Raw genomic sequence first — 15,382 nt, 5'->3', positions numbered from 1 at the left:
GAAAGCTTGCCTACCACAGAGATCACAGGGGCCACTGAGGCAATCACGGGTTTTATCTCTGTGCGCTCTGTGCTCTCTATGGAAAATAACGCCTGTGATTAACTGGCTAGCCTGCGCGGTTGCGGCGCCGGTACTCCCCGGGCGCACAGCCCTGCCAACGCTTGAAGGCGTGGTAGAAGTTGGCAGTATCGGAGAACCCCAGATGCTGGGCCAGGGCCCCCATGTCGTCCTCGCCATCAATGAGCATCTGGCAGGCATAACGATGTTTGACCTGGTCCCGTAGCACGGCAAACCGGGTACCTTCCTCATGCAGCCGGCGTTGCAGGGTGCGCGGGCTCATGGCCAGCAATGCCGCCACGGCATCAATGGTGATATCGCTGTGGCCGAGCATCTCCTGCATGCGCAGCAAAACCTTGCCCGATATTCCTCCCGCCCGTGACAAACCGGACAGCACCTGGTCTGCAGAGCGCTTCAATCGATCATGGTATTTGGGGAAAGCACGCGGCAAGGCAGACGACAGCAAGGAGGCGGGAAATTCGATGGCATTGGCCGGCGCCGAAAACCGCACAGGACACTGAAAGAAGTCTTTGTAGTGAGCCAGCTCGCTGTTGTCCGCCGGTGAATGCTGCAACCACACCTGCGATAACGGCAACGGGCCAGCCAGCAGGGAACGACCGATCGCCACCATGGTCGCCACCACCAGATCGTTGTGAATGCGGGTACCGGTGAAACGCAACGGCCCACCAGCGGGCTGCACCGTTAGCCGCGCCTGCCCGTCCACCTCGGTTAATGCGAAATCCAGGTAGGGCACCAGTAAATCCTTGTACTGAAAAAGAATGGCCATCCCCGCTGCCAGGGTCTGTGCCGTGGCCATCAGGTTGCCCAGCAAATCCAGATTACCGTAATGGTTGTCTGCACCGATACGCAGGCCAAACAGCGGATCCCGACTTTCCATGAAAGCGGTATATAACAGTTCATCAAGCTGACTGAGGCTGATGAACCGGTCACTGCGCCCAACAATCTCCACATCGATACCCAGCCGTTCGAACAGCGCCGGAATATCCAGCTGGCTGCGCAGGGAAACTTCCAGCAAACCGGGCAGAATCGAGGCAGGAAGCAATGTTGTTGTCATAGGCCATCCTCGCTGATTCTGACAAGCTAGAAAACCGGACGGATCTGGTCAACCGGCACTGGCTGATTGGCCTGTTATGCCGCCTGCTGCAACGGTAAGCTATGCCCTCGCTTGATGATCACAACAACAGACTCTCAACAAGAGTCTCAACAGGACACCCACATGCTGAAACGTTATCTGGTCGACGAGGTCACCGACACCCTTGCCCCCCGCAAGCAAGCTTTCAAACTGTTTGCCGAAGCCAGTAACTGGCAAAGCTGGTGCTCCGTTGTCCGCCATGCCCGTCTGCTCAATGGCGAATGGCGCCCCGGTGCATTCCTGTTATTCGTCGTTGACCTGCCCGGCATGCCACCGGCACCGGTGGTGGTCAAAGTGTATGAATACGAAGAGAACAAGCGTATCACCTGGGGGCTGGATACCCCGGTGGGTCGCATTCTCCATCGATTCACCTTCATGGATGACGACAGCGGCAACTGCCGTGTACACCAAGAAGAGTGGACCGAAGGCCTGCTCACCCCGTTGGTCGGCTGGCCGCTGGGCAAGGTTATTCACCGCTTCGACACCCGCTTTGCCGCAGAATATGCGGCCATGTTCTGATTGTCGCGAACACAACAACGGATTGATTCATGACTCATCGGCTGTTTAACGCCTACTGCCGCACGGTGCTTGGCCACCCTGTGTTCTGGCTCGTGATCCTGGTGCTGGTGTGCGGGTTTGCCGGCTGGCAGGCCCGTCACTTCAAGATCGATGCCTCCACCGATTCCCTGGTGCTGGAGAACGACAAGGACCTGGAGTATTACCGCAAGGTCTCCAAGCAGTATGGCGGCAGCGATTTTCTGGTCATTACCTATACCCCAACGCAGTCTCCGTTGTTTCAGCGTGACAGCCTGGAGCGCCTGCAGGCCCTGCAACAGGATCTGAAAGGCATCGAGCGGGTGAAATCCGTCTACAGCATGATGGATGTACCCCTGTTGTTCAGCCCCAAGGTGGAATTCAGCGAGCTGGCCAATAACTTCCGCACCCTGGCAGACCCTGATGTGGACCTGCAGATGGCAAAGGATGAGTTCACTGACGTCAATCCCCTGTACGAGGATCTGCTGGTCAGTGACGACGGTGGCACCACCGCCCTGCTGGTGAACTTCGAGCGCGATGAAACCTACTTCCGGCTTCTCAACCGCCGTAACGACCTGCGCGACATGCAGCGTAACGGTGAGCTGGATGCTGAAGGCAGCGCAGAGCTGGAACAGGCCAGCCAGGCCTTCAGTGAGTACAACAGCCAGATTCAGGCGCGCACCGCTGACGAAATACAGCACGTGCGCGACATCATGGATAACTACCGGAATCACGCCGATCTGTTCCTGGGCGGTGTCCCCATGATCACCACGGATGTGGTGAGCTTTATCCGTTCCGATCTGAAGACCTTCGGTGCCGGCGTTCTGGTGTTCCTGATCCTCGCCCTGTTCGTCATCTTCCGGCGCCCCCGCTGGGTGGTGGTGCCGCTGGCCTGCTGCGCGGTCACCGTGCTGCTCGTCACCGGCCTGCTTGGTCTGATGGACTGGAAAGTCTCCGTCATCAGTAGCAACTACATCTCGCTGCTGCTGATCATCACCATGTCGATCACCATCCACCTCACCGTACGCTTTCGGGAACTGCATCAGGAAAACCCGGACGCCAGCCAGGCCTGGCTGATCAGGGAAACTGCCGCCCATATGATGCGCCCCAGCATCTACATGATCCTGACCACCATGGTGGGTTTTTCCTCCTTGGTGATCAGCGGCATCCGTCCGGTCATCGATTTCGGCTGGATGATGACCCTGGGGCTGGGCGTGGCCCTGATTGTCTGTTTTCTTGTCTTTCCTGCCCTGCTGTCGCCGCTGCCCCCCGGCAAGCCGCGCCAGGGCAAGGACATCAGCCGTCAGCTTACGCTGGCCTTCGCCGGTTTCACTGAGCGCCATCGCCCTACCCTGCTGATGGTAGCCCTGTTCGCGCTGGGCGCATCCCTGTGGGGCATCAGCAAGCTCACCGTGGAAAACCGGTTTATCGATTACTTTCAGGAAGAAACGGAAATCTACAAAGGTATGGTGCAGATCGACCGCAAGCTGGGCGGCACCACCCCTCTGGATATCGTTATCGATGCCCCCCGCAGCACGTCCACACCGACGTCCACCCGCGACACTGCCGGCCAGGGCTGGGACGGTGAAGCGCTGAGCAATGCCGCCAACGATCCCTTCGCCAATGACACGGCCGACCCGTTTGCTGATGAAGATCCGTTTGCCGACAGTGATCCGTTAGCGTCCGGCGGCCCGGTGGAAGACCCGTTCGCCAGTGAGTCAGGCAGCCAGGCCCCTTTCGCCGAACAGAGCACACCCGGGCTCAACCTGAAGGATGCCTACTGGTTCACCCCGGCCCGACTGGGCAAGCTGGTGGAAATCCAGAACTATGTGGAAAGCCTGCCGGAAACCGGCAAGGTGTTGTCCCTGGCGACCACCTATGAAGTGGCAGAGAAGCTGAACAATGGCCCGCTTTCCTATGTACAACTCATGCTGCTGGCCCGTTTTATTCCCGAGGACCTGCAGAAGCAGCTGGTCACTCCCTACCTGTCCGATGATGGCAACCAGATCCGCATTAGCGTGAGAGTGATTGATTCCGATGAGAACCTGAACCGCAACGATCTGCTCGCCAAGATCCGACACGATCTGGAAAACAACTTTGACCTGGAGCCAGGTCAGGTTCATCTCACCGGCGCCATGGTGCTGTACAACAACATGCTGCAGAGTCTTTTCGATTCCCAGATAAAGACCCTGGGCTACGTATTCGCGGCTATTCTGATCATGCTGCTGATCCTGTTCCGCAGCCTGCCCGTGGCCCTGATCAGCATGGTGCCCAGCCTGGTGTCTGCAGCCCTGGTACTGGGCCTGATGGGCTGGATCGGCCTGCCGCTGGATCTGATGACCATCACTATCACGGCCATCAGTATCGGTATTGCCGTGGACGACACCATTCACTACATCCATCGGTTCCATGAAGAGCTGCCCAATGACAACGACTACGTGGCCACCATGAAGCGCTGTCATGGCTCTATTGGTAAGGCGATGTACTACACCTCGCTCACCATCATCGCAGGCTTCTCCATCCTGGCCCTGTCCAGCTTCAACCCGACAGTGTACTTCGGCCTGCTCACCGGCCTGGCCATGCTGGTGGCCCTGCTCAGCAACCTGACCCTGCTACCGGCCCTGCTGATCACCGTCAAACCGAAACTGAGAGCAGGATAAACCCAATCGCAGGGCTGAAATGGGCGTGAGCCGATCTTCGCCGTCAGCCGTAGACAATGTTGGCGGAGATGGGCGCTCGCCCATTTCCGCCCTACGATTACCACACCCACCTTCACACCACCGCCAGGTCCCTTGCGCCTTTCGATGGTCCGCTGCTGGCGATGTAGGGCGCCTTGCTCTCTCCTCTCACGCCATGCTGACACACACCGGCTTAGAACCGCTTTAACGCTTACGCAACGCCATTTCCTGATATTTCATGGCACAATGCCATTAAGCACTAGCGGGCCGGGGGGCCCGAAACCACAAGGGAAGGGAACGATCACCATGACTTACTCTGTTACCACCAGAGCCACACTCTGGACTACGCTTCTCACTTGCCTGCTGATAACCGGCTGTACCGGTACACGCTACATCCCCTCGCAGGGGCAACTCGCCAGCCCCACACCCCCACCGCAAGCACTGAAAGGCTTCGACGGTAATGCCAGGGTGGAACTGAATCTCCCTGGAGGCTATGCCTCCCCAGGCGACCGCGCCTATCCGACACAGCTGGCCAGCGAGGATATCCAAAGCTGGTTTGCCGATAACGGAGATGACCTGACGGTTGCGGTGCGCAATGACAACATCAAGGACAGTGGCTGGCTGAGCATGCTGCCCTACATACTGACGCTGGGGATTCTGCCCACCTGGCTGAACACCGAGGGGGAAACCGTGATGGAGGTAAAAAGTGGCGACGAAGTGCTGTTCCAGAACCGCGAACCCGTCGCTTACCGTTCCTCGCTGTCCATGCTGCTGCCTTCTGCCTATCTGCTTGGCAGCCCCGGCACCAGCCAGTACCAGCTGATGGCCAACGACCAGCTCAATCGTCACAAGCAGGCACTTCAGCAGTACATTCAGTCACAACAGAAAGGCTATGAAGCGGCCGTCTCAGCGGGCACGGTGCAGGCCTATCGCCAGTACCTCCAGGACAACCCGGAATCCTTCTTCCGTATGGAAACCCTGCGACGCCTGTCTGAACTGGCGCCTGCGACCCACGCACTGCCCTTCCATCGTGAAAATGTCGCCCTGGACAACGCCTACATCGTTTATCTGCCGGATGAATACGACATCTGGTTTCTCGGCCCCCAGGACATGAAAGTCTATGACGTGCTGAGACTGTCCCGGGATGAAGACGAAACCTTGCTGGTCTCACGCATCCGCGCCGCCAATCAGCCCTACAAGGTGTTCAACGGCGACGAAATTGCCCTGCTCAAGGAAGGCGGATTGTCACCCGGCCTGATCGCCGCCATGATTGATGCCAGCGCCAACCCCGCACCGGCCAAACCAGCCGCCGCGGCGACTACCGTCACCAGCGCCACAGCGGGTCCGGGCGCCCCCTCACCAGCCGAAGTCCCTGCCCAGCCCGGCATGGCTGATATCGCGGCCCAATGCGCCAAACGGTACGCGGCCATGAAGGCCTGTGACCAGGTGCCGTCCTTCGGTGCCAATGTTTGCCGCAGCCAGGTGAAAAAGAAATATTCCCATATCGCCTGTGAGCTGATTCAGTAAGGCGCTTGTGGATTGTAGATTGTGGCGTCGGTACATTTACGCGGTTCTGTTACCGGGTATGGCCGGGCCCAGACGCCACATTTGACCACTGACCAAATGGACAGTATATTGATCGTCCGGGTAGCCCACAGGCCTTCATTACTGTGACCCCAGGAAAGCCTGCTGATTGATCTCCGCGCCCCAGGGACGGGGCCGGGCTCCCGGACTCATTCCCCGCTCTTCACCCAGGCAGAAGCCCTGCTTGCCTGGGCGAAGTAGCCGGCCCAGGCCGCCCTGTGAGAGATTCAGCTTGCTGAACGAACCTCAAGCCCGACCATCACGATAACGCGCTGGTTAACCCCATACCCAGGAACACGACGAACAGTCGGCTCACCAATACCAGCAGGACCAAATTGGGAAACGCAGCCAGGCTGAAATGGTAAAGCACATAGAACAAGCCAATCAGCGACAACAACCAGCCCACTACGGGAATCAGAGCCAACCCCGCCGCGACCACCGCCGCAATCACCGTTTCCTTGAACGTCAGATCCACCCGCACTACCGTCGCCGCGGCATACAGCACCGCGCCACCCACCAGAATCTCAATGATGGAAACCAGTAATAACGTCACAACAATCCCTTTAGCAAAACCACATCTTCACCGGCCTCCTTGCCGGTCTGTGGGCGGGATTCTATAAGGCGTGGGCAAATCTGGCTGTAAGCCATCTCGCAAGAAGCGTAAGGAATTTGTTTACTCAAAAGGCAGGAGGAAGGCCCTCTGAAGGTCGATCACACCTCCGGCTTCTCCAACTCAGCCATCACATACCCCACCTCTTCCATCTTTTCCGTGAGCACCTGCTGGGCATCAGACAGCCCGCGATTATAAAAGTGCGGGCCAATCTCTTTGGCAAAGAAATCAATCAGGAACTCCGCTTCGAAGCCGCCGATCTCCTGCTGCAACTCGTCTTCGAAGTAACGCTTGATCTTGCTGACCATGCGGGCTTTCTGGTCCTGGTTGAAAGTCATGTCCGTCATCATCCTCTCTTCTTGATTCTTCCCGACTATGAGATGTCGTTTCCGTAGGAGCGGTGGTTCCACCGCGATTTTCCTCCAGGAAGCAGCCGGGTCAGGCCCGCCCCAGCCAATAATTTGCCGCCAAATATAACGCTCCAAACATCGCCGCACCAAAGATCAGCGTATTGGAGAGAATGCCCTCGAAGGTGTAATGCGGCTGCCCGCTAAACGCCACATGCAACCCCGCATGCACCACCAGAAACACGGACACCCAGAACTGAGCCCTTAGAACCCGCTCAGGCAACTGACTGGTCAGCCAGCCCAATACCAGCGCGAATAACGGCACATGCAGGGCAACAAACACCACTCGCCCGGTCTCCGGCGCCAACCAACTGGTCAGCGGCAGCACCCGCCACTCGCTATGGGTCATGGCATCCAGCTCATGGGTAAACAGCATGCTCACCCCGACAAGGAACAGGGTTCGTTGCCAAAGAGGTTGGGGAGTCGCAGTCATCGCGGGTCAAACCTGGAGTTAAGTTCCCCCTGTTTTACTGTGGTTTCAGCCTAAAGGGAAATAAACGTGTGTGGAGGCGTGTCTGAAATCTATAAGGAGTACGTTATTGTTTCGGTGATTCGGGGGCAGGTCTTACATCGTTCATCGAGGCGTACGATACACGACCTGACCCCGAATCGCTTCCCCGAGTGTCCCACAGGAAAGCGGCCAAATGAGGTAAAGAACCACAGCGGGATAGCCACATATCTCAACGAGCTGTCCAATGCTTCCATGTCATCGAAGAAAGTTTTACTCCGTAAATGCTTTGACAAGGGCGTAATCAGCGCTTTCGCCCCCCTTATACAAAGCGGCATAAGCCAACCCTTGGATTGGCTTCCAGGTCATTGCAACGCTTAAGCTAAAATTTGGAGCCTGAGGTTCAAAACCCAACAACTCAATAGTAGATTCTGAAAATTCCAGGTGATTCATCCCGTCCACAAGAAACCAATCCGCTTTTCCATCTACAAAAACTATATCGGTATCTGCCTTATCGAATTTGCATTGCTCACCTTTCGTCAAGGTAGACTGCCCGCAGGATACTGGCGAGCCAATTAAACTTTCGACCTCCGACTTGCTTTTACCAGCCAACTCGGGAATGTCTATCAAAGCATCATCTGAACATCCGCCAGACAACAACACTAAAAAAACTATCGGCAACTTCTTCAACATGACATGATTTCCTCTTGGCACTTTTCACCGCACAACCCCAATCAGCTGTATCGATCCAGACCAGGATTGCCATTAAAGCGTCGCAGAGAACCTATCAACGCCGCTGTTGTAGTAATAACAAGTCACTAGAATCGCAATCACATAGAGCACTTCAAATATCCATGCACCGTACTCGGCCTTAACCACCCCATTACTTAATCGGGATTCGATGCGTCTATACTGGGTCCAGCGGCATAGGCAAAACACGATTTGCACACTTGTAAGAACACCCAAAACCCAAACCAAAGAGCTACTACCGTCCAGAATCAGCGACAAATGATCCTTAGTTAAAACGACAATATTTGATGATGTTTCCTTTTCAGTAGGGACTGTGCTGCCTATCTTTGATACAAAGGACACCAGTGCTCCAAGGGCAACACAAACCCATGCGATAAACTTGATAAAGAACAGGAAGCTGTAATGGCTAAACTCGCTACACATCTTTTGACGATCAATGACTGATTTGTACATCTCCAGTTGGGCTTCTTTTGTTAGCTCACTTATCCTGGCAAGATTCATCACATTCACTCCTGATATATTAGCCCCGGTCAGAACGTGGCTTACGATTTTCAACCTATCAGAATGTGGTATGCCATCAATCAATGGCCAGCCAATATCACACCAAATATTAGTCAAGGGAACGTGCTTTCCCAGTCTTTGTAACTACGCCAAGCGACCAAGCCTATACCTCTGTCCTAACTGTTCGGTGTAGGGGTGATTCGTGATTCGGGGTAGTGATTCGGGGTCAGGTCTTGCATCGTGCGCCTCCATGCACGATGCAAGACCTGACCCCGAATCAGGAACCTGACCGAGCCTAACGTTGCCAACAGGGGCCCGCGTTAGCGGGTCCCTGCTTGCTTGGCCTTGTTAGGAGTTTTTAGCTCCTGAATGGCTGCCTTTATTTGTTGATGCTGCTCGACCTCATAGTCTTGTGGCTTCATAAGCCTGGCACCTTTTTCCTTCTCATGAACCCAGCGACCATCTTTGGCTGAGTAAAGCGGAAGGCTGAACAATCTATCAGCTTCCAGAAGCCACTTAAGAGCATTTTCTGCGTCACCGGCCTTGGCGAGTAGAAAGCCGTAGCTGGCCACGCCAAGCTGTTGAAAATAATTGAGTTTGCCAATATCGCTCTTCTTTATCCCGCTAGATAGGAGGTCTCTTTCAGCTATATCCCTCATATCACTTATGCTAGAGAACCATGGTTCTGCTTGCTCCTTGAACTTTCGCAGAACGAGCTCTGCGCTTTGCTTGACCTGGTCCTTCGTTGCCCTGTCAAAGCCAGAGCCTTTACCGCTGTTCAGCCGTCTATGGAGTGTGTAGCCGCCAAGGCTTTCCGAATCAATCTCTGTTTTGAATGGCTCCCACAGATTAGGGATAATCACACCATAATTGACATAGAAAAAAGTATTCCCGGAAGAAGCTTGTAAGTTAAAGCCCTCGATCCAATCATTGCGCTTTCTTTGATAGATAGTTCCAGATACTTGCTCAAAGCCTAACTCTTTCGCGACGGGGCGAAAGCGAGACTTTGCCACACTAGAGAAGCTCGAGTAGTCCACCGGATCAGACCTCCTAACGCCGCGCTCTGCCGCTTGTCGGCAGCAGCGCCTTGTTATGCTTCTTCTGCTTTGCTCTCTTTTCCCTTCGCCGCCTCATTAAAGGCCTGCTTCAACCCCTTTGCCAGATAGAACACACCGGCAATACCAGAGATATATGCGAAATAACCGATATAAAGGCCAAGAGCAGTCTTATTAGACATGCCATAGAACCCAGTAATAAACCCAGAAACCGTCGGAATCACAACCAAGAATAACAGCGCACTTTTAAGTGTCTTTCTACCCGCATCTCCGGACATATTCGCTATCTGATTAAGCGTCACAAGAAAATAAACCACAGACCCAAAGAATGCGGCCGTAATAAGACCATTAAGTAATTGCACAACCCCTCCCTTTTTCAGGCATAACAGTTTATTCAATCGCAGATGCGATATAACACTTTGCTGTATATCCCCGATCCAAGCTCACCCAAGAGTCGCACCAAACCATCTACCAATCAGTGACTTATCCCTCATCCAGGAATCACTCTCAACAGAACTTTCTTGCACTTGCGTGTTGAACGGGAATTTTTACTCGGACTTTTCTTGCATCCTCTTTTTTGAAAAACCACCTTATCTCAATCACTTACAAAAATATGTAAGCCATATCCTACAAATTCAACTTGCGTGCGGGTGAAAACAGGGAGTTTTGAATGCGAGTTGGGGGTGAAATCGTACCTCGCCTTGGCTCGGATCGCCTGCAGGCAGGCTCCTACGGATGATCGGTTTGGGTTAAGCGTGTTGCTTGTTGCGTGAAGCGGCCGTTCTTTGAACCACAAAAAAAGCCGCGTGTGTTTCGCGGCTTTTTTTGTGGTTCAAAGAACGGCGTTACTACGCGCTCTTCTCCGCGATCTTCTGCTTCCAGATCACCGGGCCGGTCTTGTGGACGGATTCGCCTTCGGAGTCCACGGCCACGGTGACGGGCATGTCTTCCACTTCGAATTCGTAGATGGCTTCCATGCCCAGGTCTTCAAAGGCCGCCACGCGGGATTTGCGGATGGCTTTGGAAACCAGGTAGGCAGCGCCGCCGACGGCCATGAGGTACACGGCCTTGTTGTCCTTGATGGCTTCGATGGCCGCATCACCACGCTCGGCTTTACCCACCATGCCGATCAGGCCGGTTTCTTCCAGCATGGTGCGGGTGAACTTGTCCATGCGGGTGGCGGTGGTGGGGCCTGCCGGGCCGACCACTTCTTCGCGCACCGGATCGACCGGCCCTACGTAGTAGATAAAGCGGTTGGTGAAGTCCACCGGCAGTTTCTCGCCTTTGGAAATCATGTCGACCATGCGTTTGTGGGCAGCATCACGGCCGGTGAGGAGTTTGCCGGACAGCAGCAGGGTGTCCCCGGGCTGCCAGGTCTGTACTTCTTCCGGGGTGACGGTATCAAGGTTGACGCGCTTGGCGCCTTCGTCGTTGCCCCAGGCAATCTCGGGCCACTCTTCCAGATCCGGTGCTTTCAGGTCGGCCGGGCCGGTGCCGTCGAGGATGAAGTGGGCGTGGCGGGTGGCGGCACAGTTGGGGATCAACGCTACCGGCTTGTTGGCGGCGTGGGTGGGGTAATCCACCACTTTCACGTCCAGCACGGTGGTCAGGCCACCCAGGCCCTGTGCACCGACGCCCAGTGCATTCACTTTCTCGAACAGTTCCAGACGCAGTTCTTCAGAACGGGTCTGGGCACCACGGGCCTGCAGCTCGTGGATGTCGATGGGATCCATCAGTGCTTCCTTGGCGATCAGCATGGCTTTTTCGGCGGTACCGCCGATGCCGATACCCAGCATGCCCGGCGGGCACCAGCCGGCGCCCATCTTCGGAATCTGTTCCAGCACCCAGTCCACCACGGAATCGGACGGGTTGAGCATGGCGAACTTGGATTTGGCTTCGGAACCGCCGCCTTTGGCCGCCACGTCGATTTCCAGGGTATCGCCGGGGACGATGGAGTAGTTGATCACCGCCGGGGTGTTGTCCTTGGTGTTGGCACGCTTGCCGTCCGGGTCCGCCAGCACCGAGGCGCGCAGAACATTGTCCGGGTGGTTGTAGGCGCGACGCACACCTTCGTTGATCATGTCATCCAGGCTCATACTTTCACCTTCAGGGGACGCTTCGAAAGTGACATTCATGCCCACCTTGGCAAACACGGTGACGATGCCAGTGTCCTGGCAGATGGGGCGATGGCCCATGGCCGCCATGCGGGAGTTGACCAGGATCTGCGCCATGGCGTCCTTGGCTGCCTTGCTCTCTTCCTTCTCGTAGGCTTCTTTCACCGCACGGATGAAATCGACCGGGTGGTAGTAGGAAATGTACTGCAAGGCATCTGCCACGCTCTGGATGAGGTCATCCTGGCGAATCACCGTCATGGGGAACTCCTGCTGGGACTGAATTTGGGGGCGGTAGTATAGCGTAGCGCCCGGCAAACTTGCATCTGCCGGGCTGATTGCCTCAGCAAGCGGTTTGGTCAGGGGGGATTGGGGACGCGGCCGTCGTGGATGTGTTGGCATGATGGTCGGAGGTCGGTCGGAGGTCTGACGCTCAGGACAGAACCTCAAAGCGCCAGGATGAGGACGGGATTGGCGGCAGACGTCTGACTTCAGACGTCCGACCAAGGCCTGTTCGCGTGCAAGCACGCTCCCACAGGTGTGGGTGGGAAGTGGCAATCAGAGGGCGCACTCGCATTCGGTGGCTTTGAGGTGGCGGATCAGGTGGCCGTTGACTTCGTCCGGCTTCTCCAGATGCAGGAAATGGCCGGCGTTCTGGATACGCAGCAGTTCCATGCCGGCACTGAAATCACTGTCTACCAGCGTATGCTCAAGCAGTTTGGGGCTCATGCAGCCATCGTTCTCGCCAATCAGGATCTGGGTGGGGGTGGCAATGTCACGGCTCAACCAGGGCAGCGTCTTGCGATTTTCACGGGTCCACAGGCGGAACAGGGAACGGTACCAGGACAGGGCCCCGCTGAGCACACCAGGCTGGGCCAGGGTGAACTTGGCATTGTCCAGATAGATTTCCGGCTCCCACTGGGGAGACCAGCGCCGCCACAGGGTTTCCACCCCATTCAGATCCCCCTTGCCGAGCCAGGCTTCCGGCACCAGTGGCAGCTGGAAAAACTGCATGTAGCCACTGAGCCGCACCTGCTCCGGCACTTTCAGCAGCGCCTGGGGAATGCGACGCACCGGCGGGATCGCCAGGGCACTGAACGAACAGAAGGTATCCGGAGCCTGGGCACAGGCCAGATACCCCACCACGGCGCCCCAGTCATGACCAACCAGATGGACCCGGCCACCCAACTGGGCCGCGAACACCATCAGGTCGTCCACGGCGGCATACAGGGAATAATCACCATTGCCGGGCTGACAGCCTGGTGCATAGCCTCGCAGGGCCGGGGCAATGGCGGTGTAACCGGCCTTGGCAATGGCGTTGATCTGTACCGCCCAGTTTTCATGGGTATCCGGAAAACCGTGCAGCAGGATTACCGGCTCGCCCTCCCCCGCCATCAGGGCCGGAAAGCGCAGATCACCGTTAACCAGCTCAACCTGTTTCATCCCCTCACCTCGAAATGATTGCTTGGCTGCGCCTCTTCGGCACGGCTCTGTAAATCGTCGACCTGCGCCATGGCAGGCCCCTGGAGCATGGCGTCCAGCATGTCGAGCACGTCTTCGTCATCCCCGTGCAGTACCGCTTCCACCCGACCATCGTCCAGGTTGCGGACCCACCCCACCAGACGGCGCTGCACGGCGGCCTGACGGGTCCAGGCGCGATAGCCTACTCCCTGGACACGGCCCGTTACCAGTACATGTCTAGTCAGCACGGTTACCCTCCTCGTCGCCTTTCTGTTCCGGGAGCTCGCCCCGGAACAGTTCATCCAGCGGCACGTTCAGTGTGCCCATCAATTCAGTGCGGGCGTCGTCCATGCGTGTCTTGAGCCGCCCTTCCCAGGGCTGCAGCTCCTGCTGGTGGCGAATGCGCAACTGGGTATGCAGGGGCCACGGCAGCGCCGCCAGCAACTGTGCCAGCGTCAGGTTACGCAAATCCCGTGACAGGATATAACCCCCTTCATCGGTACGCTGTATCACGCGCGCATCCAGCAGCAGGTTACGAAACTCATCCCATTGGGAAATCCCGGACTGACGCATCACCTTGCGAACGTCCTTGCTGCGCAGCGTCTTGCCATGTTGCTGACGTTCCCAGAATACGTGTAGCAACCTCAAGAGCGCGTGCATGCGGGGAACTCTGCTGCGATGCTCCTGAAACACCACCAGTGCCCGCACCAGCTCCGCCCCCCCCAGCACAATGGTCCAGGAGATATACAACCACAGCAGAAACACCGGTACGGCAGCAAAGGCGCCATAGACCACCTGATAGCTGGGCGCCTGTTTGATGAAAAAGGTAAACGCCCCCTTGGCCAGTTCGAACAACAGGGCCGCAAACGCCGCGCCCAGCACCCCCTGGCGAATCGGCACACTGGTATTGGGCACCACGGTATACAACAGGGTCAGCATCAGGGTGGTAAACACGAACGGCAGGATCGTGAGCCACATGCGGGCACCGCCCAGAAAGCTCATGGTTTCATTGAACACACTCATGGAAGTGAGATAGGAGCTGATCGCCAGCCCTGCCCCAAGGAATATGGGCCCCAGAGAGAGCACCGCCCAGTAGGTGAGCAGACTGGTCAGCCCCTTGCGGGCAGTGGGCACTTTCCACATACGATTCAGGGTCTGCTCGATAGTGCGCAGCATCAACACCGAGGTAATTACCAGAAAGGCAATGCCAAGCCCGGTGAGGTTACTGGCCTGTTTGGCAAACGACTGCAGATGGTCCAGCAGCATGTTGCCCGCCGAGGGGACAAAATAATCAAATGCCCACTGCTGGAATTGCACTCCCTTGTCCTTCAGTGCCGGAACCGAAGCCAGCACCGCGAAACTCACTGTCATCACCGGCACGATGGCGAACAGGGTGGTATAGGTGAGCGCGGCTGCACTCTGCCGGCAACCATCCTCATTGAACTGTCGCACCAGCAAGCCCAAAAAGGCACGCACGGAATCATACCGTGGTCGCACCGGGATCAGTGCATCCTCCATGTCCATGGGGTTGTGCATAGAAAAGGCATCCTCTCCTGAAAAGACTCACGTGCAGCCCTGTGACGGTGACAGACAACCCGGGTGATTTTTAGCGTCTCCCTTGCCACAGGGTGCGGGCAGCTTACAATGTCGGCGAATCCACAGACTATGCAAAGCCATGACGGACTACACTATTTTCCATAATCCCCGCTGCTCCAAGTCTCGCCAGACCCTGGCGCTGCTGGAAGACAACGGCGTTACGCCCACCATCATAAAGTATCTGGAAGACACGCCAGATGCGACATCCCTGAAAGCGCTGATCGACAAACTCGGCCTGGACAAGGCCCATGATCTGGTGCGCAACAAGGAAGACGATTACAAGAGCGCCGGCCTCAGCAAGGACAGCAGCGATGAGGACGTCATCAATGCCTTGGTGCAGTACCCCAAACTGATCGAGCGCCCCATCGTGGTCCGTGGCGACAAGGCCGTTTTGGGGCGTCCTCCCGAGAATGTGCTGACACTGCTGGGCAAGTAAG

The 15,382-nt window shown here is 56.5% G+C and carries 16 protein-coding genes; 4 read left to right on the top strand and 12 right to left on the bottom strand.

The annotated features are described in order from the left end of the window. Positions 1-106: 106 nt before the first annotated feature. Positions 107-1,132 (bottom strand): AraC family transcriptional regulator, encoded by a 1,026-nt coding sequence (locus tag HF945_RS06525; RefSeq protein WP_290524937.1) that lies wholly within the window; start codon positions 1,130-1,132, stop codon positions 107-109. A 162-nt stretch (positions 1,133-1,294) separates the two neighbouring features. On the opposite strand from HF945_RS06525, the gene HF945_RS06520 reads away from it, so the two are divergent. The 3 genes from HF945_RS06520 (at position 1,295) to HF945_RS06510 (ending at position 5,949) form a co-directional block, all read left to right on the top strand. After that, positions 1,295-1,729: an SRPBCC family protein gene (locus tag HF945_RS06520; protein WP_290524936.1), complete on the top strand. Its 435-nt coding sequence runs from the start codon at positions 1,295-1,297 to the stop codon at positions 1,727-1,729. Between the two features lie 29 nt (positions 1,730-1,758). Further along, positions 1,759-4,404, top strand: coding sequence for an MMPL family transporter (locus HF945_RS06515; protein WP_290524935.1), 2,646 nt, complete (start codon positions 1,759-1,761; stop codon positions 4,402-4,404). A gap of 324 nt (positions 4,405-4,728) precedes the next feature. Beyond that, positions 4,729-5,949 carry a hypothetical protein gene (locus HF945_RS06510; RefSeq protein WP_290524934.1) on the top strand — a complete coding sequence of 407 codons (1,221 nt, stop codon included), beginning with the start codon at positions 4,729-4,731 and terminating at the stop codon, positions 5,947-5,949. Positions 5,950-6,265: 316 nt separating this feature from the next. Here the strand turns inward: HF945_RS06510 and HF945_RS06505 are convergent, their stop codons facing one another. The 11 genes from HF945_RS06505 to HF945_RS06455 form a co-directional block, all read right to left on the bottom strand. Further along, positions 6,266-6,559, bottom strand: a complete 294-nt coding sequence (locus tag HF945_RS06505; protein WP_290524933.1) for a hypothetical protein — start codon at positions 6,557-6,559, stop codon at positions 6,266-6,268. A 158-nt stretch (positions 6,560-6,717) separates the two neighbouring features. Then, positions 6,718-6,963, bottom strand: a complete 246-nt coding sequence (locus tag HF945_RS06500) for a DUF2164 domain-containing protein (RefSeq protein ID WP_290525397.1) — start codon at positions 6,961-6,963, stop codon at positions 6,718-6,720. A 91-nt stretch (positions 6,964-7,054) separates the two neighbouring features. Further along, positions 7,055-7,456, bottom strand: coding sequence for a DUF6713 family protein (locus tag HF945_RS06495; RefSeq protein ID WP_290524932.1), 402 nt, complete (start codon positions 7,454-7,456; stop codon positions 7,055-7,057). 288 nt (positions 7,457-7,744) lie between these two features. Then, entirely contained in the window at positions 7,745-8,164 is a 420-nt protein-coding gene (locus tag HF945_RS06490) for a hypothetical protein (RefSeq protein ID WP_290524931.1), read from the bottom strand. Positions 8,165-8,236: 72 nt separating this feature from the next. After that, positions 8,237-8,725, bottom strand: coding sequence for a hypothetical protein (locus tag HF945_RS06485; protein ID WP_290524930.1), 489 nt, complete (start codon positions 8,723-8,725; stop codon positions 8,237-8,239). Between the two features lie 317 nt (positions 8,726-9,042). Beyond that, entirely contained in the window at positions 9,043-9,759 is a 717-nt protein-coding gene (locus tag HF945_RS06480; protein ID WP_290524929.1) for a DUF4304 domain-containing protein, read from the bottom strand. 53 nt (positions 9,760-9,812) lie between these two features. Then, entirely contained in the window at positions 9,813-10,139 is a 327-nt protein-coding gene (locus HF945_RS06475) for a hypothetical protein (protein WP_290524928.1), read from the bottom strand. A gap of 486 nt (positions 10,140-10,625) precedes the next feature. Further along, the gene (locus HF945_RS06470) at positions 10,626-12,149 is read right to left on the bottom strand and encodes a fumarate hydratase (protein WP_290524927.1); all 1,524 of its coding nucleotides are present in this window, start codon (positions 12,147-12,149) and stop codon (positions 10,626-10,628) included. A 297-nt stretch (positions 12,150-12,446) separates the two neighbouring features. Beyond that, the gene (locus tag HF945_RS06465; RefSeq protein WP_290524926.1) at positions 12,447-13,331 is read right to left on the bottom strand and encodes an alpha/beta hydrolase; all 885 of its coding nucleotides are present in this window, start codon (positions 13,329-13,331) and stop codon (positions 12,447-12,449) included. Beyond that, on the bottom strand, positions 13,328-13,597 hold the full coding sequence (locus tag HF945_RS06460) for an acylphosphatase (RefSeq protein ID WP_290524925.1): 270 nt from the start codon (positions 13,595-13,597) through the stop codon (positions 13,328-13,330). The genes HF945_RS06465 and HF945_RS06460 overlap by 4 nt, the downstream gene beginning before the upstream one ends. Beyond that, complete coding sequence (locus HF945_RS06455; protein WP_290524924.1) at positions 13,587-14,885, bottom strand: YihY family inner membrane protein; 1,299 nt, start codon at positions 14,883-14,885, stop codon at positions 13,587-13,589. Before HF945_RS06455 ends, HF945_RS06460 begins: the two co-directional genes overlap by 11 nt. Before the next feature lie 139 nt (positions 14,886-15,024). On the opposite strand from HF945_RS06455, the gene arsC reads away from it, so the two are divergent. Then, entirely contained in the window at positions 15,025-15,381 is a 357-nt protein-coding gene (arsC, locus tag HF945_RS06450; protein WP_290524923.1) for an arsenate reductase (glutaredoxin), read from the top strand. Position 15,382: the final 1 nt, after the last annotated feature.

The organism is Alcanivorax sp. (genome assembly GCF_017794965.1).
GTDB lineage: Bacteria > Pseudomonadota > Gammaproteobacteria > Pseudomonadales > Alcanivoracaceae > Alcanivorax.
The sequence above is the reverse complement of the archived record's forward strand: the minus strand, read 5'-3'. Positions and strand labels throughout refer to the sequence as shown.